This window comes from Dorea longicatena (assembly GCF_025150085.1).
GTDB lineage: Bacteria > Bacillota > Clostridia > Lachnospirales > Lachnospiraceae > Dorea_A > Dorea_A longicatena.
In genome coordinates this window covers 1424281-1445421 of the sequence record NZ_CP102280.1, presented here as the reverse complement: position 1 = coordinate 1445421, position 21141 = coordinate 1424281, and the positions used below count along the sequence as shown (strand labels likewise).

19 protein-coding genes are annotated in these 21141 nt (G+C 32.7%); 2 read left to right on the top strand and 17 right to left on the bottom strand.

Annotated elements, in window-relative coordinates; translation table 11 throughout:
* Nucleotides 1-67: 67 nt before the first annotated feature.
* From NQ508_RS06765 to NQ508_RS06705, 13 genes are all read right to left on the bottom strand, one after another.
* Nucleotides 68-1216: a sensor histidine kinase gene (locus NQ508_RS06765; protein ID WP_242654652.1), complete on the bottom strand. Its 1149-nt coding sequence runs from the start codon at nucleotides 1214-1216 to the stop codon at nucleotides 68-70.
* A gap of 559 nt (nucleotides 1217-1775) precedes the next feature.
* Complete coding sequence (locus NQ508_RS06760; RefSeq protein WP_006426634.1) at nucleotides 1776-1946, bottom strand: hypothetical protein; 171 nt, start codon at nucleotides 1944-1946, stop codon at nucleotides 1776-1778.
* Nucleotides 1943-2704 (bottom strand): ABC transporter ATP-binding protein, encoded by a 762-nt coding sequence (locus tag NQ508_RS06755; RefSeq protein ID WP_006426635.1) that lies wholly within the window; start codon nucleotides 2702-2704, stop codon nucleotides 1943-1945. The genes NQ508_RS06760 and NQ508_RS06755 overlap by 4 nt, the downstream gene beginning before the upstream one ends.
* Before the next feature lie 6 nt (nucleotides 2705-2710).
* A complete protein-coding gene (locus NQ508_RS06750) occupies nucleotides 2711-3994 on the bottom strand; it encodes a hypothetical protein (RefSeq protein WP_167528843.1) in 1284 nt (427 codons plus the stop codon).
* Between the two features lie 839 nt (nucleotides 3995-4833).
* Nucleotides 4834-5994: a sensor histidine kinase gene (locus NQ508_RS06745; protein WP_242654653.1), complete on the bottom strand. Its 1161-nt coding sequence runs from the start codon at nucleotides 5992-5994 to the stop codon at nucleotides 4834-4836.
* Nucleotides 5995-6552: 558 nt separating this feature from the next.
* The gene (locus NQ508_RS06740) at nucleotides 6553-7308 is read right to left on the bottom strand and encodes an ABC transporter ATP-binding protein (protein WP_006426639.1); all 756 of its coding nucleotides are present in this window, start codon (nucleotides 7306-7308) and stop codon (nucleotides 6553-6555) included.
* Nucleotides 7308-9218 (bottom strand): FtsX-like permease family protein, encoded by a 1911-nt coding sequence (locus NQ508_RS06735; RefSeq protein WP_006426640.1) that lies wholly within the window; start codon nucleotides 9216-9218, stop codon nucleotides 7308-7310. Before NQ508_RS06735 ends, NQ508_RS06740 begins: the two co-directional genes overlap by 1 nt.
* 12 nt (nucleotides 9219-9230) lie before the next feature.
* On the bottom strand, nucleotides 9231-9800 hold the full coding sequence (locus NQ508_RS06730) for a zf-HC2 domain-containing protein (protein ID WP_006426641.1): 570 nt from the start codon (nucleotides 9798-9800) through the stop codon (nucleotides 9231-9233).
* Nucleotides 9793-10284 carry an RNA polymerase sigma factor gene (locus NQ508_RS06725; RefSeq protein WP_006426642.1) on the bottom strand — a complete coding sequence of 164 codons (492 nt, stop codon included), beginning with the start codon at nucleotides 10282-10284 and terminating at the stop codon, nucleotides 9793-9795. The genes NQ508_RS06730 and NQ508_RS06725 overlap by 8 nt, the downstream gene beginning before the upstream one ends.
* Nucleotides 10285-10501: 217 nt before the next feature.
* Entirely contained in the window at nucleotides 10502-11458 is a 957-nt protein-coding gene (locus NQ508_RS06720) for an Abi family protein (protein ID WP_006426643.1), read from the bottom strand.
* 230 nt (nucleotides 11459-11688) lie between these two features.
* Nucleotides 11689-13662 carry an FtsX-like permease family protein gene (locus NQ508_RS06715; protein ID WP_006426644.1) on the bottom strand — a complete coding sequence of 658 codons (1974 nt, stop codon included), beginning with the start codon at nucleotides 13660-13662 and terminating at the stop codon, nucleotides 11689-11691.
* A gap of 63 nt (nucleotides 13663-13725) precedes the next feature.
* Complete coding sequence (locus NQ508_RS06710; RefSeq protein ID WP_006426645.1) at nucleotides 13726-14484, bottom strand: ABC transporter ATP-binding protein; 759 nt, start codon at nucleotides 14482-14484, stop codon at nucleotides 13726-13728.
* The gene (locus NQ508_RS06705; RefSeq protein WP_044919598.1) at nucleotides 14459-16483 is read right to left on the bottom strand and encodes an FtsX-like permease family protein; all 2025 of its coding nucleotides are present in this window, start codon (nucleotides 16481-16483) and stop codon (nucleotides 14459-14461) included. The genes NQ508_RS06710 and NQ508_RS06705 overlap by 26 nt, the downstream gene beginning before the upstream one ends.
* A 174-nt stretch (nucleotides 16484-16657) precedes the next feature.
* Here NQ508_RS06705 and NQ508_RS06700 point away from each other — a divergent pair, with 174 nt between their 5' ends.
* Together NQ508_RS06700 and NQ508_RS06695 are read left to right on the top strand one after the other, a co-directional pair.
* Nucleotides 16658-16984 carry a PadR family transcriptional regulator gene (locus tag NQ508_RS06700; RefSeq protein ID WP_006426647.1) on the top strand — a complete coding sequence of 109 codons (327 nt, stop codon included), beginning with the start codon at nucleotides 16658-16660 and terminating at the stop codon, nucleotides 16982-16984.
* A gap of 4 nt (nucleotides 16985-16988) precedes the next feature.
* Entirely contained in the window at nucleotides 16989-17678 is a 690-nt protein-coding gene (locus NQ508_RS06695) for a hypothetical protein (RefSeq protein ID WP_006426648.1), read from the top strand.
* A gap of 376 nt (nucleotides 17679-18054) precedes the next feature.
* On the opposite strand, the gene NQ508_RS06690 is transcribed toward NQ508_RS06695, so the two are convergent.
* From NQ508_RS06690 to NQ508_RS06675, 4 genes are all read right to left on the bottom strand, one after another.
* Entirely contained in the window at nucleotides 18055-18366 is a 312-nt protein-coding gene (locus NQ508_RS06690; RefSeq protein WP_006426650.1) for a type II toxin-antitoxin system RelE/ParE family toxin, read from the bottom strand.
* Entirely contained in the window at nucleotides 18356-18616 is a 261-nt protein-coding gene (locus NQ508_RS06685) for a type II toxin-antitoxin system Phd/YefM family antitoxin (protein ID WP_006426651.1), read from the bottom strand. The genes NQ508_RS06690 and NQ508_RS06685 overlap by 11 nt, the downstream gene beginning before the upstream one ends.
* A gap of 872 nt (nucleotides 18617-19488) precedes the next feature.
* Complete coding sequence (locus tag NQ508_RS06680; RefSeq protein ID WP_049940504.1) at nucleotides 19489-19812, bottom strand: hypothetical protein; 324 nt, start codon at nucleotides 19810-19812, stop codon at nucleotides 19489-19491.
* Nucleotides 19813-19869: 57 nt separating this feature from the next.
* Nucleotides 19870-21117, bottom strand: a complete 1248-nt coding sequence (locus NQ508_RS06675; RefSeq protein WP_044919599.1) for a chitobiase/beta-hexosaminidase C-terminal domain-containing protein — start codon at nucleotides 21115-21117, stop codon at nucleotides 19870-19872.
* Nucleotides 21118-21141 lie beyond the last annotated feature (24 nt).

The following is a 21141-nucleotide window of genomic DNA, read 5'->3' as shown; positions in this document are numbered from 1 at the left end:
CTTTTTCCTTTCTCCCAGCAGTTTAAAAAATATTTTTTTCAACATACTTTTCATCCCCTTATCCTTATCAGTTATTATAGATAGAAATCATAAATATCAGATGATCTTCATATACCTTATATTCGAAGATTCCATCATACTTTTTTACAATATCCTGTATATTCTTCATTCCATATCCATGAAGTCCATTATCTTTTTTATTTGAAGCAAATTCTTTTTGAATTTGCTTCGGCATTTCCTCTAATGCATTTGCAATTTCAATATATAACAATAGATTTTTCTTTTTTATCTTAATCTTTATCCAACGCTCTTTATCATTGATTTTCTCACAGGCTTCCAACGCATTATCCAATAGATTCCCGAAAAGGGATATGATTTCCCGGTCTGTAAAAGGGAGTGTCGAAAAGACTTCTGTATCAATCTGCATAACGGTATTTTGATTCTGTGCATCCTTTTCCTTTTGGTTTAAGATCATATCCAGCATATGATTTCCAGTCCAGACATGAAAATTATATTCCAGCATATCATCACTAAGTTCATTCAGATATTCATGCAATCCGGGCCAGTTCTGCTCTTGATCATAGTTCTTGAGCGCCAGAATATGGTTCTTCATATCATGAACCACTTTTCGGCTTTTTAACATTTCTTGATAGCGTTCTTCCAAAATCTTGACTTTCGTTTGTAATGCATGCTTTTCCTGTTCCTCTAATTGAGATATTAATATCTGATGTTCTGCTTCCCATGTATCCAGCATTGCATCAATTAGAATCCATAGACCGATAAAAACCAACAATACACATATATATATTTCTACATATATAGGAATCAAAGAATTATCTATAGGATCTACATAAGCAAATTTCTCAAAAAACCTCGAAAAGATAGCTAAATATATAATCCAAAAAAATCCACGATAATCACTTGACTGTTCATTTTTTAATATGTGATATATTCGTGCTAATTCAGTCAATTGAAAAAGTGCAATTAGAATAATGATAACTAAGAAAACAAATGCTGTCATTTTTGTATAGTTCCAGGATTCTCTTAATGATGGCAATATCGTTTCATTATACATTTGGACATAGTCATTCATTTTCAACACATTATATAAATATCCATATATTGTATAATGCTGTATCCATGGGAAAAGAAAATATATTTGTAAAGCTACGCCTATTATAAAGTCTATTTTTCTTTTTCTTGTCCAGTCTTTCATTTGATTTGTCTCCGTATTAATTTCTTGGCTTATTATAGCATGCCTTTTCTTCTTCCGCCTTATACTGGCCATGAATACCCGGTTTTCTGACCATGAATTTTCCCTAAATACCCTTATAACAATCTTTTTTGCATACTTCGACATATCTACAGAACTTGCTACCGGTAGTTTCTTCCGAATGCATGGTGATAGAAATAATTTTTATCTGATCGCTTTTATTTTTTCGGAGTATCAGCAAAAAGTCAGGAAGATTAAATATAATCAACCTGACTTTTTTATCAAAGGTTATGATCCGTTTCATTACAGTACCCTTTCGCCCCGGAACAATCACATATTCCATGAACAAAAATGGTATAAATGGAGCGATACAATCTACACCCGTTATCAGCTGTATTTTTCTCTTTTATCCTGCTGGGCAAAACCTCTCAAATTGCTTTCATGCAATTTGGTCAAAAAGAAAATCTCGCGTAATTTCGGCAAAATTTAAAATATGATGGAATTTACTCTTGCACTGGAATTTACTTTTTCAAGTCAGCAATGTCAATTTTTTGTGAATCTTTTACAGCTCTTTCATCTTTCCGAGAATCTCCTGATAAAACGCCTCCTGATCCCCACTATTCTTTAAATCCTCCAATATCACTCCATCTTTCAATAGAATCAACCGGCTACAATAGCTTGCCATCTGCAGATCATGTGTGACCATGATGATTGTCTTTCCTATATCATTCATTTGTTTTTCAAGATATCTTTTTGTGCTTTCATAATCTTATCGCAGAAAACATCCTGTTTTTCTTTTTTCCTTAATTGAACTTCAATATTCCCATCCTTTACAAAAATCACCCTGTCACAAAAGCTTGCAACATATGCATCATGCGTTACCAAAACAACAGCCTTTTTCAAATCTTTATTGATCATCTGCAGGTATTCCATTACTGTTTCTGATGAAGCAGAATCCAGATTTCCGGTCGGTTCATCGGCAAGGATCAGATCCGAATGATTCATCAACGCCCGGCAGATCGCTGCCCTTTGTTTTTCGCCTCCTGATAATTCAAAGATTTTTTTATCCAGTAAAGCACGAACCCCCATAATATCGGCTAGTTTTTCTGCTTCCGTTATACTCTCTTTTACTGGACTGTGATCTAGAATCTTCGGCAGCATGATATTTTCTCTTACCGATAAACTGTCCATAAGATAGTAATCCTGATATATGAATCCAATTTCACGGCGTCTGATCATGGCAAGCCTGTCCCCTCTTAACGAATTACTGTCTTCACCTTTAAAAAAGACTTTTCCTTCCGTCGGCCGGTCCAGCAGTCCTAATAATTTTAAGAGTGTTGTTTTCCCAGATCCAGATTTTCCCATAATGGCTATGAATTCCTGATTATTAATGGTCAGATTGATTCCTTTTAATACATCTATTTTCGTTTCATTAACAAGATATGATCTCTTTAACCCTTCTGTCCGCAGTATTTCTGTATTATTTGTCATGATTTTCTACCCCCTTCTTGCCTTTCGATTCATAATCCAAAAATATATTCCATTTATTACGATCCACACTGCTATAACCACTGCTTCCTGTAATTCACAGATTTTCCGGATATCATCTGGATACATTCTCGCAGTCATGGTATCTCGCATAAATAATATGGTTGAAATGATAAGAATAATTGTCGGGACAATCCAATATATGTACCATTCTCTTTTATTCATTTTCTTCCGTTCTTTTCGGTCCATTCCCATGGATACCAGGAATTTCTCGCGTTCTGCTTTTTCTTTTTTCTCCATTTCGTTCATGGCATATAGCATGATCCAATTCAATATGCTTAATGTAATGATAATATATACACAGATCATCGACTTAACGGCTCTTTCGGTTTTCATATCCGTAATTGCTGTTTTTGATAAATAATGAAATTTTACCGTAGAATCATAATTGCCGATATATTTATGTCTCTCTTCTTTTGACTCCAATTCTTTATCGATTTGATCTATGTACTTTTTATTTGTCTGGATGAATACCAGTTTTGTTGGTCCTTCAATAATATAAGGTTCTCCATCATCACCATACATTGCCTTATACCGTTCCAATTTAAAACCAGTCAAAGCTTCTATATCCTTCCATTCATTTTGAGCTTTTTTGAAATATTCATCGGAAAAAACGATCAGATTTTCACATTTTGGTGTACTGTAACACCCTGTAAGACTGGAGATCTCCTCTCCGGCAACTATTTTCTTATCGTATGTTGTCTCATGATCAGCATAATCACAATATTCACAAGGGAGTCCGATATGTAAAGTCGGTGTCTTTTTGTTATAGTACCAGTCGACCGGCTGAGCCTTTGTTGCCCGGTCCTGTTGATGGACAACATATACTTTCTTTCCATTTTTATCTAGATTTAAGGATTTCTTTTTATACAATGGATCTACAGCTTTTTTTAACTTGTAATAAGTAGACTCCGAGATACCAATCTGTTGTCCCTGGATAATAATTTCCCCTCGTCCCTCTAAATGTTCCGTCTTATCTGCGTTTGCAACTCTTACCATTGGATATTCAGTTAATGTAGCATGATACTTTTCTTTTATTTTTTCAAAAAGCTTATCGTCTGATTTATCTGCAACACACATAAAATCATACGGATATAAACTTTCTGCTTTTTCGGCATTTATCGTACTGATAAATTGTATTCCGAAATAAAAGCAGCTTAAAAAACTCATCAGTGAAAAGAATAAAATATATCTGCTCACGGTATTCATACGGTAATAAAACCGATGATTCATCAAAAGATTCTTATAATATTTTTTCTGCTTTTTGTGCTTTATACGTTCTAAAAAAATAGAAAATATATTTCTTAAGCTTAAATACAATCCGGCAAAGAAAGCGATGATTAGATATGCACTCTCATAATGGTATATTTTAGAATATGCATAAACGGAATAAATACAAAGTATGATTCCGATCATTATTTTAGGAACTCTGAATTTTCCTTCCAGCTTTTCTATTCTTGCTGTCTCATTCATATTTGTAATGATCAGAAAATCGGATTGCAATTCTTTTACCAGCAAGAAACTGAGCCCATATATAAATAAAATGAGGATACAAATAGACGGATATGTAAAGAAAGCCACCCTTCCTAATTTAAAATTTATATGCAAAGCACGAACCATAAGGATCTTTAATCCCTCGGTCAATATTTTTCCAACGAAAAATCCTGCTATGATGGATACCAGATACGAAATTGCTGCCTCATATAAAACCATCGTTTTTAAATCTTTCTTTGATATTCCCATTCTTTGTAAAAATACATATTCCGGAATACGCTTTCCAAGATATGATATGAGAACTGTGATAATCAGTATAATTCCGCAGAATAATAGAATTGTTCCGGCGGAAAGAAAGCTTTTGCTTATTCCGTCTTCCTGCATAAAATATTCTGAGGAATGTCCGTTGGAAAACATCTGATATCCGCTGACTATAGCATATGAAATTGCCGTCAGTATTGTTTCGCATAAAATCAGAATTCTTAATTCTTTATGGTGCCCCAAAAATATTTTTTTCATTATCTGAAAAAATAACTTGTCTTTTTTCATTTCACTCACCCACTCACATAAAATAATATTTAATAGCAATCTCTGTGCATATCAGTATAGATAGAAATCATAAATATCAGCTGATCTTCATATACCTTATATTGGAAGATTCCATCATACTTTTTTACAATATCCTGTATATTCTTCATTCCATATCCATGAAGTCCATTATCTTTTTTATTTGAAACAAATTTTTTCTGAATTTGCTTTGGCCTTTGCTCTAATGCATTTGCAATTTCAATATATAACAATAGGTTTTTCTTTTTTATCTTAATCTTTATCCAACGCTCTTTATCATTGATTTTTTCACAGGCTTCCAACGCATTATCCAATAGATTTCCGAAAAGTGATATGATCTCCCGGTCTGTAAAAGGGAGTGTCGAAAAGACTTCTGTATCAATCTGCATAACAGTATTTTGATTCTGTGCATCCTTTTCCTTTTGGTTTAAGATCATATCCAGCATATGATTTCCAGTCCAGATATGAAAATTATATTCCAGCATATCATCGCTAAGCTCATTCAAATATTCATGCAATCCGGACCAGTTTTGCTCCTGATCATAGTTCTTGAGTGCCAGAATATGGTTCTTCATATCATGAACCACTTTTCGGCTTTTTAACATTTCTTGATAGCGTTCTTCTAAAATCTTGACTTTCGTTTGTAATGCGAGCTTTTCCTGTTCCTCTAATTGAGAAATTAATATCTGATGTTCTGATTCCCATGTATCTAGCATTGCATCAATTAAAATCCACAATCCTAAAAAAACTAATAGTACAATCATATACACTTCTACATAAGCAGGAATCAAAGAATAATCTACAAACTCTACCTTATCTATAAATATCGAAAAAAAGATTAAATATATAATCCAGAAAAATCCACGATAATCACTTGTCCTTTCATTTGTGGTTATGTGATATATTCGCATTAATTCAATTAATTGAAAAACCATTAATAGAATAATGATAATTAAAAAGACAAATGCTGACATTTTTGTATAGCCCCATGATTTTTCTTTTAATGATGGCAATAATGTTTTGTTATACATTTGGACGTAATCATTTATTTTCAATGTATTAAATAAATAGCCATATATTGTATAATGCTGTACCCATGGGAAAAGGAGGTATATTTGCAAAGCTACTCCTATTATAAAATCTGTTTTTCTTTTTCTTGACCAGTCTTTCATTTTGTTTGTCTCCGTATTAATTTCTTGGCTTATTATAGCATGCCTTTTCTTCCTTGGTGTGATAGTGGCCATGAATACCCGGTTTTCTGACCATGAATTTTCCCTAAATACCCTTATAACAATCTTTTTTGCATACTTCGACATATCTACGGAACTTGCTACCGGTAGTTCCTTCCGAATGCATGGTGATAGAAATAATTTTTATCTGATCGCTTTTATTTTTTCGGAGTATCAGCAAAAAGTCAGGAAGATTAAATATAATCAACCTGACTTTTTATCAAAGGTTATGATCCGTTTCATTACAGTACCCTTTCGCCCCGGAACAATCACATATTCCATGAACAAAAATGGTATAAATGGAGCGATACAATCTACACCCGTTATCAGCTGTATTTTTCTCTTTTTTCCTGCTGGGCAAAACCTCTCGAATTGCTTTCATGCAATTTGGTCAAAAAGAAAATCTCTCGTAATTTCGGTAAAATTTAAAACATGATGGAATTTACTCTTGCACTGGAATTTACTTTTTCAAGTCAGCAATGTCAATTTTTTGTGAATCTTTTACAGCTCTTTCATCTTTCCGAGGATCTCCTGATAAAATGCATCCTGATTTCCGCTATTCTTCAAATCCTCTAGTATTACACCATCTTTCAACAGAATTAACCGACTGCAATAGCTAGCCATCTGCGAATCATGCGTTACCATGACAATCGTCTTCTTATATTCCGATGAAATCTTATTCAATGCATCAATTACAATCTTTCCTGACTTTGAGTCCAAATTTCCGGTTGGCTCATCAGCAAGTATCAGATCAGGATTATTGATTAACGCACGACATATGGCAACTCTCTGCTTTTCACCACCGGATAATTCATAAGGGTTTTTCTTTAACAGATGTTCTATCTGAAATTGTTCTGCATATTTCTTTGCTTCTGCAATCATCTTATTAATATTCTGTTTGCTTATGATCATCGGCAGCATGATATTCTCTTCCACTGAGAGGCTGTCCATCAGATAAAAGTCCTGAAAAATAAATCCTATCTTGCTGTTCCGGATATCCGCAAGCTTGTCCCCGTACAGTTCACTGGTATCTTCCCCCATAAATTTAATTGTTCCATCCGTCGGTTTATCAATCATTCCGAGTGTTTTAAGCAGCGTTGTCTTACCACATCCGGATTTTCCCATGATTCCAACAAATTCACCTTCCGCAACTTGAAAGCTGATTCCTTTTAACACATTCACATTATTTTTTGAATCCCTAAAAGTTGCTGTATTGTAACTTCTTACAAGATTTTTAACTTCTAATATATTTCTCATCAATTCTTATCACCCCATATTTTTGAAATTTCTTTCCATAAACGCCTGGTTGAAAAAATAATAAATATCATAAAAATAATTCCATATATGCATAAAATCCATCCTAACATTGCAACTTCCTTTTGTATCAAAACAATTTCCATTGTTCCGTAATAATAAGATTTTATAAATACTCCGCAAAACATTCCACTTATAACGGCCACAATTGAAAGAGGCCAACACATGTCTCTGGATATTTCTTTCACAACGGATAAATGTCCTTCCTTCCTCTTCACACCAAGAATAGCACCTATCTGATATTTTCGTTTTAAATGCTCCTGATCATTCTGCAGCATTAACCATGTTATAAACATCGTAAAAATTAAAATAATAATCGCTACGAGGATTACTACCATTTGATTTAATACGTTTTCTTTTTTATCAATACCCTGAATTGTCAACTTACAAAAAGCCTCATCTAGTTTTCCTTGTTGCAATTTTTTTTCTATGTATCGTGTTGAAACTGTCAGGTTCTTTTTTGGCAGATTTATAATCATAAACATTTTTTTATAATCACTTTCTTTTTCTGCCTGCGTGAATATATTATCTGGAATAATTACAAGACCGGTCATAGAAAAGCCGATCATCTCTTTGATTTGCTCTTTCTTTATCTGGAAATTGTATTTATATTCCAATCCCTCTTCATCCATATTTCCGCATTTACCAAGTGCGATTGATTTTATTTTTCTATGTTGTTTATCACTTAGATCCGATTTACGGCTCCCTTCTTTTCTCCAAATTCTTATTATTTCATTTTTATTTAACGATTCATTTTTATTGTAAATTTTATTATAGTCGCTAAGTGATATAGCAACCCAGGAATCACCTCCCATCTCATTAAACCACAGAAACGGGAATTGTTTTGTAAGACCATTAAATCGAGCTGTTACCACAGTATTTACTGCTGTCGTTTCTTTTGAGTTGCCGATACACACAAAATCATTTGGCATATATCTGTCATGAATTGTACCTCGAAGCATTAAAAATGTATTAAATATTAAAATGATTCCCAACAATATCTGCATTAGCATCCGAAATCCATGTTTTTTTATGTAACAGTAGCAATCATTCCAAGCTAATATATGCTTTTTATAATATTTCGACTCACTGAATTTTTCCATAAAAAATCCAGTTCCGAATATCATAAGAATTATAAGACCTGTCAAAATACATATAAGTGCCATATAAGCCATCATTGGATCATTATTCACCAACAGATAACCACTACTAATAACCAAAATACCCACTATAAAGTAAATAACTGATATCATCGAATGGATTCGAGATTCCTTAATCTTGAATATCTTATCTCCTAAATTCGTTCTGGTATCTAATAATATTTGCAATGTAATATATACGCCTATCGTCATGATCAGACAGCTTAGAATCAACACAAGATAAACTCTTGACATCGAAATGCCTTTGACAAATCTTGCATTTATTCTAGTATGAAGAATTTCTTTTATAATTTTCGTTCCAATTAAACCAAACAGAATTCCAAAACCACATGCAAGCATACCGCTTATTACATATTCCAGACCAATCATTACTTTTAAATTTTTCTTGCGTATTCCTAATAATTGAAATAATTTATAATCCCATATTCTTGTGTTTATATACGCTTTAACAGAATATCCCGTTACCAGAATCATAATTAAAATAATACATGGAATGATTATGCGTAACTGCTTTCTTAATTCACTTTGATATGCAAATTGTAACGCTTCAGTTTTTATTCCTGGAACTTGTGACAATGCCTCTTGAATATAAATAAGCATAAATATAACTGCAACTGATAATATTTCACTCATAAAAAAAGAAAGAAAATTTTTCCTATTATACTTAAAGCTTTTCCATACAACTTTGAACATGAATTCTCCCCCTTACATTAATATACCTGCCGTTAAAAATGCCATTAGAATAAGAATAAGAAATAACTTTACCATAATTGACATCACAACTACCGAATCCATAATATTCAATTGTTTCTTTTTCATGGTTAAAACAATATGGATAATATCGCAACAAATAAATATTACAAAAAACAAAGCAAAGCTTAATAAGTCCCCGCTTATTCGGCTATATTTTTTGATAAACACATATATATTCAAAAGAGACGTTTCTTTTTTTATCCAAATCACATACAGCCAATATATAAACGGAATCATTCCGATATTAAATATCAGATCGAAATACGATGAATAATGGATAAATTTTTTAACTACAGTTCTTTCAATAGAAGAAATACTTTTTTCCAATACATTGACAGTCTCCTGTTGTATTTCTTCATTTGTTGGAATAACTAACGTTTTTTTTAATTTATTCATTTCATCCCTGCATAAACTGCACTCCGCTAAATGTTCATCCACTATTTTTTGTGTATCTTCACTTACCACCCCATCTATATAAAGCGGAAGAATATCTTTAATTACATTACATGTTATTTTATTCATTATTCTCTGCCTCCATATATTCTAATATTTTCATTTTGGCTCTATAATAAGTTACTCTTGCCCAGCCAGAACTTTTTCCAAAAATTCTTCCAATCTTTTCAAATGAAAGTTCCCCATGTATTCTTAATTCAAATACTATTTTGTATGGATCTTTCATATTTTTCAAAAAATTATGTATTTTCTCAACCTGTTCTTTATTTATTAGATTGTCAATAAACTCCGTCTGAATATCGACCTGCTCCGTTGGAGGCTCCCATTCCACATAGATTTTCTCACGCTTACAATATGTAAAATATGTATTTCTTGCAATTGTAAATAACCATGCACGTATATCTTTTCTTCCATCATATGAATTAATTGCCGTCAATGCTTTTGTAAAAGTTTCCTGTGTAATATCTTCTGCAATTTCTTTGTTCGATGATAAACCACACAAAAAATGATATACGTCCAGGTAATATGATTTATATATACAATCAAAATCCATGTGCTGTCCTCCTTTCCTTTATAATATTAACTATTCAATTTGATAAATGTTACAAATAAAATGCAAAGAACTTTCCATCGGCAACTTTTCTTACATATTTGGATATAAAAAAAATAAGTCAGGCAAATCAAAATATTGACCTTCCTGACCATTTATATATTTATCTGTTTTCCGTGGTTTTCATTTTGAATCCTCGGTTCGTACTATATTGATTATTTTATAATTTATATCTACTTATATTCTTCCAGTTTTCCGGGAATCCCATTGCTTTGAAAAATAAATCCTGGTTTAGATTGCCCGTCTTTTTCATATACTGGTTAATTATCTGATTCAAAGATTTTTTAAATTCAGCAAAATCTTCTTTTGCCAGCAACATTCGAAAAGCAATCACAACAGAAAACAAATCGTTTTTTCCACATTTGTATTTATTTCCATTTTGCGGAAGTTTCATTTTTCTATGTAATATTGTATCAGGGATATCAAACCTGCTCTTATATGAAAATAACCTTTCATTATGAGCACAGACGTTTCTATATAAGGTAAGCACTTTCATGTACTGAATTAGTTCTTTTTCACTTACATAATCAAAATGTCGGCTAATTTTCGTTTTCATACTGGTCGTCAGAAATGAATACATCTTTGACATCTGTCCAAATGTTAAAGTTTTCATAATGACCCACATAGGAACATTTCCATATGTTTTTCTTTGATAAACTACATAAGCGTGATCTGTGCTTTTCTTTGCTTCTCTATCCAGTATAGCTATTAAAGCAGCAATTTTCTTTTTATTTGCTCCCGAGTTATTATAATGTACAGCATTCAGATAATCTTCCTGTTTTTCTGAATAAGTATCACAAAAATGATAAGAAATCAGCGATCTCATTTTTTGCTCAAAATGACAAAGATACCGGAAGATCAATGTACGAAGTTTTTCATCAAATTCATATAAAGCAACAAGATCCTCAAAGGTTGTGCCTTCCTTATATTTTCTTGTCATAGGATTATAAAACAGATTTTTATATCCATCTATTAAAGCAAAATAACTGATATCTTCTAATTTGGACACAGCAAATTTATGATCATTAACAATCATTCCTTTTTGCTCGATGAGATTATTGATTTGTTCTTCATAATTCAAAAACGGTTTTATCGGTTTTAACGCTTTTTCTGTCATTTTTCACCTTCTATAAAAATCTGCATATATAGAAAAACGGAGGGCCCTCAGGTCCTCCGTCCGGTCGCAGGCATCGCAAGTTTCTGCAACCTGATCACTGACAAAAATTCTATCACGAACCTTTGCAAAAGGCAAGTGATTTTTGCAAACATTTGTCAGTAAAATATTATATGCGTATTTTTATATCGCATTCAAAATTTGACACAACAAACCTCGTCTGAGCCTTTCTTCTAAATTCTTTTGTTCACATACCTTACAAATAATTTCTGCACAACTATCTGAATAATTATATAAATTCCAACGAGCTTAAGCCAGTAGCTCCAAAAAGTGGTTGATATTTTTTCACCCATCGCATCATACCAATGTAAATAAGTCATTACATATAAAAGAGCTAAACAAATACCTGTACCTAATGCTATATTTGCTACGCTGCAAATCTCAAAACTTAAGATCTTCTTTTGCTCTTTTTGTTTCATGCCCATAGAATGAAAAAATTCATAACGTCTTTGATAAGAAGACATTTCGGCCAGATTTTTAACAACCATAATAAAAGTACCACTAATCAAAAGTGTTATCAGAATAAACAGCTTGCTAAAAAGTAAAAATATATTACTTGCTTTCTGCTCTTTTAAAAACACAGTCTTATCATAGCATATAGCATGTGGCGAATGACTGTCATCTGGTTGAAATACAGTAATTCCCTCTTTATCTGCATGATCTTTTATCTCTTTCCAGGCCATCTGCTCTTTTGTTTTTGGAAAAGAAAATGCTTCTAACATTGAAACTTCTTCATCATCTGCTGCCTGTTTTTCCCATTGTTTATCAAAATATTCATCCGAAAATATAACTGTATCTTCACAACCTTCACCGGCATCTTCTGGTACGAATTTTCCAAATACGTTTTGTGTATGAATTTCTTTTATCCTATACTGATAATTCGCATCTTTTAAAATATTGGAAGATTCAAATTCCTTTTTATTCGGATTAAATTTACCAATATACAGCCATCCAAATAAATCATAAAGAACCTTATCAGTTACTTTTTCTTCCCTTTGATAATTCTGGTCCTCAATTCCTATAACAATTTCTTTCCCAGACAAACCATAAGCCTTCCCTGTTAGTTCTTTATATGTGGATTCAGATATTCCAATTTCTTCCTGTGAATAAAACATTGTTGCCCGGATCATCGGAATATGTTTAACTGTCCCATTATATTTTTCAGCTATTTTTTCACTGTATTTTTCATCGTTCTGGCGTGCCATCCAGATTATATCATAAGGATAATTACTATTTGTCTTGTCAAGAGGCAGAATCTCTACTATTTGTGTACCGATATAAGAAAGAACAAAAAAATGTATTACAAATAACATCAGAATAATTAATATATTACTTTGATATTTACTATCAAGTTGATTGATTTTCAATGCATACCGAAAGTAAAAAGGTTCTTTTTTCGCCTGTTCAAGAATAAATGCACCACTGAAAGTGATAATAAGAATTCCGCCTATCAGAAAATATATATGTGCAAAATAATATCCCCATGTTCCTGGCTTATATTGTTTAATTGCAAGTATTATAAATACAATCCCTAACACTGTAAACAACAGCCATTTTGAACTGACGGGACGTTTTTCCTTTATTTCCTCTTTCATCATTAAAGAGCTTAAATTTCTTCCGTCCATCCACACCAGGAGAATTATAAAGATTCCAAGCATAACTCCCAGACACAAAAGAATTGTATTTTTATATACGACCGGATCCACTTTTTGTAATGTAATAATCTGAGGATTGTATTGATTTAAGCAATATAAAATTCCATATAGGAGCAGATTTCCTAACAAAATACCAATTAAAAGTGAACCTATACATCCTATAATGTATTCCGCAAAAAGAAGCATATAAGACATCTTCTTTTTCATCCCAAGCATAATAAAAGTTCCATAATCTTTTGCCCGGAGTTTAATATAATAGCGCATAGAAAATACCATCAAAAGTATTGTAACAACAGTTATTAATCCAACCGCTATCATAAAATCACTTTTTATTCCCATCATAATCGAAGGTTCTGTAACTGCCCGCACTACAACATCATTCAATCCCCAAAAGATAAATAATTCTGCTACGGCTATAATGTTACTGACAAAAAATAAAATATATTTCCGTATATTGCTTTTAAAATTTTTGTAAATTATTTTATGCAGCATATACCTTCCCACCCCTTACAATAATCTTGAATTCAAATATAGCTGATACTGGCATTGGTCTTTTTATAATTCCGCCATTTTGGAAAGGATTGTTTGATAAAATGTTTCTCTGTTACTACCCTTCTTTAATTCTTCCAAAATCTTTCCATCCTTCAACAGAATAATCCGGTCACAATAACTTGCCATCTGCGGATCATGTGTTACCATGACAATCGTCTTCTTATATTCCGATGAAATCTTATTCAATGCATCAATTACAATTTTTCCTGACTTTGAGTCCAAATTTCCGGTCGGCTCATCAGCAAGTATCAGATCAGGATTATTGATTAACGCACGACATATGGCAACTCTCTGCTTTTCACCACCGGATAATTCATAAGGGTTTTTCTTTAACAGATGTTCTATCTGAAATTGTTCTGCATATTTCTTTGCTTCTGCAATCATCTTATTAATATTCTGTTTGCTTATGATCATCGGCAGCATGATATTCTCTTCCACTGAGAGGCTGTCCATCAGATAAAAGTCCTGAAAAATAAATCCTATCTTACTGTTCCGGATATCCGCAAGTTTATCCCCATATAGTTCACTGGTATCTTCTCCCATAAATTTAATCGTTCCATCCGTCGGTTTATCAATCATTCCGAGTGTCTTAAGCAACGTTGTCTTACCACATCCGGATTTTCCCATGATTCCAACAAATTCACCTTCTGCAACTTGAAAGCTGATTCCTTTTAAAACCTTTACATCTTCTTCGCTTTCTTTTATTACAGATTTTCTATAGTTTCTTACCAAATCTTTAACTTCTAATACATTTCTCCTCATCTTTTAATCCTCCTTCAATTTTACGTGTAATATATAGTGCAAAACCTCTTTGCACAAGCAACTCTAATGCAATATATCCTAAGCAGGCAACCAGCCAATACTTTGTAAAATTCCATTTATTAACTTCCCCTGCTTTTTCCATTCGTAATAAACATGCAATAAAATGTATGACGGACATAAAAATACCGGCTGCTAATGAAATCATTCCGACACTTTGCATTTCCAAGAGATAAAGAGCTTTACGTTCTTTTTTTTGCATTCCCATACAACGTAAAAATTCCTGTTTCTTTTTATAGGATGGGATTTCTGATTCAACCTTTATTTCCATAATAAAAATCGAATTTAAAAATAATGCTGTTAAAATAAACACCTTGCTTAATAAACGAAACATCAATAATGTTTGCTGTGTTTTTACAAAAGATTCTGTGTAATATATAATGTTTTGTTCATTTCCATCATTAATAATTTTTGTTCCATGTTTTGTGGAATAAGTTCTTATTTCTTTCCAGAGATTACGTTTATTTTCCTGATTAAATTTAATTAAAATCAATTTAGACGGTTCATTTTTTGTCTGTTCTATTCTTTTATATTCTTTCTCAAAATATTTATCAGAGAATATAATCAAGGATTCTGACCATCTGTTTGTTGTATATTGTCCAATCACATTTTCTGTATACATTTTCTTGATTTTATATAGATGGCGTTTGGATTGAGCGGAATTTTCATTTCTTTTCCCTTTTACTACAATTGAATGGAGTTCTTCACTTTTATCATCTGAATATCTTCCTGTATACATAATTCTATAATTTTCTTGAAATGTTCGATCCTTTACGATTCTATTGGGATGATTTTGATCTTGCATTGCTACTACTATTTGTTTATTTTTTAAATGTAATGTCTTTCCAGTCAATTTATTGTAATAACTTTCTGAAATACCGATTTGCTGATCGCGACTAACGGAAGTAACCCTCATCATTGGAATTTCTGTTATTTTCGTTTTAGCAGCCAGAGAATCTATATACTTCTGTTCACTTGTGCTTGCCATCCACAACATATCATATGGATAATTTTTCGCTTTATAGTGTTCTATTGGTAATAATGAAGAAATTTCTGTGCTTATATATGTAAGTGCAAAAAAATGAATAACAAAAAACATTAATAACAGCATTAGGTTATTTTGATATTTACTGCTAAATTGATTTATTTGTAATACATTTTTCAAGTAAAAAAATTGTTCGTGTTTTTTTATTTCTTCCAGTAATACACCCATGCCAAAAGTTAAAATTAAAAATCCACCAATTATCCATATAAAATATGCATCATAATGCACTTCTTCATAGCTTGGAAACATAAACCAGGCAATTACACTCAATATAATTCCTATAATAACTGCAATTGTCCAATATCCTTTTTGCGGACATTTCTGAATCTTTTCTTCAGCTTGTATCAGTGAACTCAGATTATGATTTTCAATCCATACTATGACAGCAAAAAACGTAAAAATCATAATTCCGATACTAAATTTTATTGAATACACATATATATTCAAATTTGCCGTTACTATTCGTACAAAATATAAAGGTGCAATTTTGTGTAATAAAAACTGAATGCCATACAATATACCAGTTCCAAGAATAAGTCCTAGTATTGATGAGAATACCCAGCCAAGAACATATTCTATCAACATCAAACTAAATACCTCTCGTTTGTGCATTCCCATCATAATAAATAATCCATAATCTCTTATTCTTGATTTTAAATAATAAATCATAGCATACGCCATCAACATTATGGTAATAACAGAAATCATTCCTAAAGCCATAGTAAAGTCAATTCTAAAAAGAAATGCTGTTTCGGTATCTTTTACAATTTGCAATACAATCTCTTTTAATCCACGAAATACGAATAGCTCCATAATTGCAACAATATTACTCAAGAAAAACAAAATATAATTCTTTAAATTACTTCGAAAATTTTTATAGATTATTTTTGTTAACATCTTCATTCCCCTCTTCATTTTGTAATCTGCAACTAGCTACTTTGCTCCGCATAATAGTATAGTTCTACTTTACACCACATAGTAGTTATTGTCAATTCGATTACTTATCTATTGTCATGTTTTCTGGCTATGTTATAATATTGATAAATAGATTAGAAAATATCAGGTGATGCAATGTATGATAAATCTCAATTAATGCGTGGAACATTAGAAGGATGTATTTTAAAAATACTATCAAAAAGTACATCTTATGGTTATGAAATTGTTACAACTCTTCTGGGGTATGGATTTAAAGATATAAAAGAAGGAACTATTTATCCATTATTAGTCCGTCTTGAAAAAAAAGGAATTATTACCTCTGAGATGCGCCCTTCTCCACTGGGTCCAAGTAGGAAATATTATTCCATTACACCAGATGGAGTAGAATATTTGAACGAATTTAAAACAAACTGGAAGCAGATATCCCAATCTGTAAACCAGATATTTGATACGGAGGTATAAAATCATGTTAAATAAAAAAGATCAAAGAATCATACGGCAAATGATACGCCATATTCGTACATTTCCTTTATCAGATTCTGAAATTAAGCAACTTGAACGGGATCTTACCGGAATGGCTCTTGAAGCTGAAAAACGTGGAGAAGATTTTGAAGATGTTTTGGACATGACCCCAACTGAATTTTGTGATGAATTGCTTTACTCTATCGGTGGCAGCAAGGCTCCGGGTGGTCGCTATCTGTTAAAAGGTGCCGGAATTTATTATCAATTAACAGGAATTCTTGGAACAGCACTTTTTTCACTAATCCTATTACTTGCATTATTTTATACAATTATAATTCCGTCTGAACTTGCACAAACCGGATTACTTGTATTATTTGTTGCGGCAATTGGTCTTACTTTCTTTTGGCTATCTTTATCATTTGGAAATATCGCCGAACGCAATTGTGGCGCAACCGAAAAATCTGCACAGCTCGTGAATAATGGGAAGATTTTGTTGGTAACTGCAGTTATCTTCGATATCGTAGTTACTCTTTATATGATTTTTAATGCTGGAGCGTCTGTAGGACATTTTAATTATAAGCTTCCGCTTCTTATGCAGGTTATTATCTTTTTCTCCTGTTATATGCCGGCAATTCTTTATATTGTCGGTGCGAAGAGGAATCTGCCACGAGAGTACGTTTTAAATGAGCTATAGTAATACCTAATTATATGTATGTAGAAAAGTCAGGAAGATTAAATATAATCAACCTGACTTTTTTATCAAAGATTATGATCAGTTTCTCTCTTTTCCTACTGGGCAAGCCCTCGCGAATTGCTTTCATGCAATTTAGTCAAAAAGAAAGACCCTGTATAAAACAGAGCCTCTGGCATTTTCTTTTGAGAGTCTGCATTCTCTAGCCAGATTGTGATAAATGCCAAACCCTTATAAAACTTGCAAGGCATTAATCCTCCGGCACAACACCTTACTTCTTCGCTTAACAGACACTCAAGTTGCCTGTTGGTATTATTACAATAAACTTCATACAAATTTATGTCAATTGCTCTTTAATATAATACATCATTTTCTTATATTACAATTTGCTTAGATAATTCTCTAATTGATGAAAAATACCAACTATATTTACAATATCTTTTCTTACATCAAATATCACGATATAATTCATTTGTGGAATAACCGCCTCATAATATCCTTTTTTTGCCAAATACATATCCCGACTTTTCGGAAATTGGTATGGATTCTCCACCAATCGGTCATAAATACTTTCTACACCATCTAACAAATGTTTTGCAGCTTCTTTGTTTTTCAGGCGGTAAATCAAATGATACACAAGATTATCAAGTAATTCGTCTGCATGATCTGTAACATTTAATTTATAAACCATACTTTGCCCTCATTTCACCCAGTGCCTTTCTTGCATCTTTTACCTGCCCTGTTTCGATCTGCCTTTCAGATATTTCAATATCGCGATACATTGCAAGCTGTTTCATTGTCGATTCATAATTCTCCATACTCATGATAACCATATCTCCATATCCATTTTTTGTAATATAGATAGGTTCCTCTGTCCTATGACACATCTCAGAAATTTCAGAAGTATTTTTCAATTCTTTTATAGGAATTATTTGTGGCATAATCAGCACCTCCTTTTATGGTTTAATTATACCATAATTATGTCCTTTTTCAATCTTTATATACTATTATATGATAATAATCCAATTCACCCAAATTTTTCGGTTCAATAATAGATTATTTTTCTTGTAAATCTATTTTCTGGTGTAAAAGACTTCTGATCTTATTTCTTAATTGTATCTATTGTGTATTTCCTTTTTTGGTTCATATACTTATAGTTAAATACTAAAAAAGACACAAGATTTTACTCTCATGTCATTTTATTGAATTTGATTCTAACTGTTGTTTCAAATATTTTTTGAAGACATCTACAACACTTTTGCAACAAAAATCCAGATTTGCAACCTTATTGATCTTTATTATTCTTTATCAATCCTTCCCAAAAATGTGATTAAATAAGGCTTTTTAATACTCTTTAATAATCTTTAATAGCTAAAAAAAGAAGCCTGAAACAACTCTTGGCAGTGTAAATCTTGCCATATCAAACACGCTCCTTTTATTATGTATTGATGCATTGTATAACTTGATAATATTTTTTATCAACAAAGCATCGTTAATCTTTTAACATAGTTGTACTACTAAGGAATTTATTTTTCAAGTGTTTGAAATGTTAAATTTGTGTTTTTTTCTACTTCCCCAGTTGAAATTCATTTATTTGTATGTACTTTTTACAAAAATTCAAAATATGCAGAACCGATCACAGTATTAATTTTTCTTTTACGCATTTGAAGTTTGTTAAAAACATTACACAATTCGACTTATACTTCTCTTGCATACTTTGACGTCTACAGAACCTGAAATCGGAAGCATCTTTTGAACGCATAACGATAAAAACGATCAGACATATCTTCCGGAATATATCTGATCGCTTTTATTATTTTGCAAGTTCTTTTATTATATTTTCTACTTCAGAAATATCAATTTCCAGCATTTCTGCAATTTGTTCGATTGAGAATTTATTAGACAACTTTTTCATAAATTCTTGCTTCTCTTCTAATCTTCCTTCTGCAATACCTTCCTGTTTTATAAGTATCTTTTCTTCCCACGACTGCATATATTTCACTTCTGTCTTTTCACTTGCTTTGATCTGACAAATCCGTCTATGTATCTTTTGAATTCGTTCACTTTTACATACTTCTGACACTTCATCCGTACTATGTTCCATATACTTCAAAAGTTCTATCAATTCTGGTGACACCAGCTCAAAACTTCATTCAATAAATTGAAATCAACAACTCCCGGTGGCATATTGATCTTAATTCAATACATAATTTCTGGTCGTAATTCCGCTCACTCTTCCCTTGGCATTGACCAATACTGCCTTAAAGATGGTCTCTCCTTCCGGCATCTCTACCGGTCCGGTGTACTTCGTAGAAGAAGTCGTCGGTTCTGATTTATCTGTCGTATAATACGCCGTATATCCATCCGGTACTTTAATCTCAATCTCCTGAGCAGTGCTATACTGTCCGGTTGATGGGGACACTGCCGGCGCATCTTCGATCGGAAGTTCAACGGTATATGATTTTTTCACCGGAAGGCTTGGAATGCCCGCCTTATTTACTGCTATTGCATAGATCGTTGTGTTTCCCTCTTCAATCTGAATCGGACTATTGTACTTATGGCTGCCTGTGGTTGGCTTCTTCTTGTTCTTCGTATAATATATCTTATTTCCCGATTCTGCCGTCAGTTTTAACTGCTGAACATCATCATAATCCTCACCGTCATCCAGACTGAATTTCGGAGTCTTCACTACATATTCCGGTAATTCATCTGTGATCGTCGAAGTCGCATTATCCAGAAGCTCCGGAATCTTCTCGTTCTGCTCAGAACGGATATAGAATTTGATGCACGCACGATATAATTCGATATTATCTTCCTGTTTTTTCAGTGCATCCGAGAACAGACGCTCTGCTTTTTCTGTATTATCCTGTGCCTGATAAACTTTTGAAAGGCCTGTGTATGCTTCCGGTCTGGTGTCATCTTTTGCCATGGCATTTCTGAAGCAGTCTTCTGCCTCTGTATAATCATTTCTTTCGAGTGCTTTATTTCCCTTGTTGACCGCACCGATATATGATGTCATATAAGCAAATATTCCAACAATTCCTATGATAAGTAACAGGGACAATGCAAGAAGCAGTGCACGCTTTTTCTTTTTTTTGCGAAGTGCTTTTTGTCTTGCACGCTCACGGTTACGGCGTCTGCGTTCATCCTCATTCATCTGTCTGCTTCTGTTTCTTGTATTATTTCTTGCCACACCTGTACTGCGTCTTTCATTTCCTCTACGGCTGCCGGTTGTAGATCTTCCAGCTGCATCTCTGTTACGTGAAGGCCGGGAATAATACATCTCATCCTCATAGCCATCACTGTCTATTGCACCTTTTATCTGTGCTGTAAGCATATCATCTAATGGGTTGTAGTCCGGAACAATGCGGACCTCTTTTCCACAATGTCTGCAATACAATTCCCCTTCAGGTATTCTCTGACCACAATACCTACATCTCATCTTATGCCATCCTCCTACTGTGAA

Bases quoted from the DNA above. Each gene is read 5' to 3' on its own strand.
- NQ508_RS06765 (WP_242654652.1), bottom strand. From the start codon at position 1,216: ATGAAAGACTGGACAAGAAAAAGAAAAATAGACTTTATAATAGGCGTA.
- NQ508_RS06760 (WP_006426634.1), bottom strand. From the start codon at position 1,946: ATGAATGATATAGGAAAGACAATCATCATGGTCACACATGATCTGCAG.
- NQ508_RS06755 (WP_006426635.1), bottom strand. From the start codon at position 2,704: ATGACAAATAATACAGAAATACTGCGGACAGAAGGGTTAAAGAGATCA.
- NQ508_RS06750 (WP_167528843.1), bottom strand. From the start codon at position 3,994: ATGAATCATCGGTTTTATTACCGTATGAATACCGTGAGCAGATATATT.
- NQ508_RS06745 (WP_242654653.1), bottom strand. From the start codon at position 5,994: ATGAAAGACTGGTCAAGAAAAAGAAAAACAGATTTTATAATAGGAGTA.
- NQ508_RS06740 (WP_006426639.1), bottom strand. From the start codon at position 7,308: ATGAGAAATATATTAGAAGTTAAAAATCTTGTAAGAAGTTACAATACA.
- NQ508_RS06735 (WP_006426640.1), bottom strand. From the start codon at position 9,218: ATGTTCAAAGTTGTATGGAAAAGCTTTAAGTATAATAGGAAAAATTTT.
- NQ508_RS06730 (WP_006426641.1), bottom strand. From the start codon at position 9,800: ATGAATAAAATAACATGTAATGTAATTAAAGATATTCTTCCGCTTTAT.
- NQ508_RS06725 (WP_006426642.1), bottom strand. From the start codon at position 10,284: ATGGATTTTGATTGTATATATAAATCATATTACCTGGACGTATATCAT.
- NQ508_RS06720 (WP_006426643.1), bottom strand. From the start codon at position 11,458: ATGACAGAAAAAGCGTTAAAACCGATAAAACCGTTTTTGAATTATGAA.
- NQ508_RS06715 (WP_006426644.1), bottom strand. From the start codon at position 13,662: ATGCTGCATAAAATAATTTACAAAAATTTTAAAAGCAATATACGGAAA.
- NQ508_RS06710 (WP_006426645.1), bottom strand. From the start codon at position 14,484: ATGAGGAGAAATGTATTAGAAGTTAAAGATTTGGTAAGAAACTATAGA.
- NQ508_RS06705 (WP_044919598.1), bottom strand. From the start codon at position 16,483: ATGTTAACAAAAATAATCTATAAAAATTTTCGAAGTAATTTAAAGAAT.
- NQ508_RS06700 (WP_006426647.1), top strand. From the start codon at position 16,658: ATGTATGATAAATCTCAATTAATGCGTGGAACATTAGAAGGATGTATT.
- NQ508_RS06695 (WP_006426648.1), top strand. From the start codon at position 16,989: ATGTTAAATAAAAAAGATCAAAGAATCATACGGCAAATGATACGCCAT.
- NQ508_RS06690 (WP_006426650.1), bottom strand. From the start codon at position 18,366: ATGGTTTATAAATTAAATGTTACAGATCATGCAGACGAATTACTTGAT.
- NQ508_RS06685 (WP_006426651.1), bottom strand. From the start codon at position 18,616: ATGCCACAAATAATTCCTATAAAAGAATTGAAAAATACTTCTGAAATT.
- NQ508_RS06675 (WP_044919599.1), bottom strand. From the start codon at position 21,117: ATGAGATGTAGGTATTGTGGTCAGAGAATACCTGAAGGGGAATTGTAT.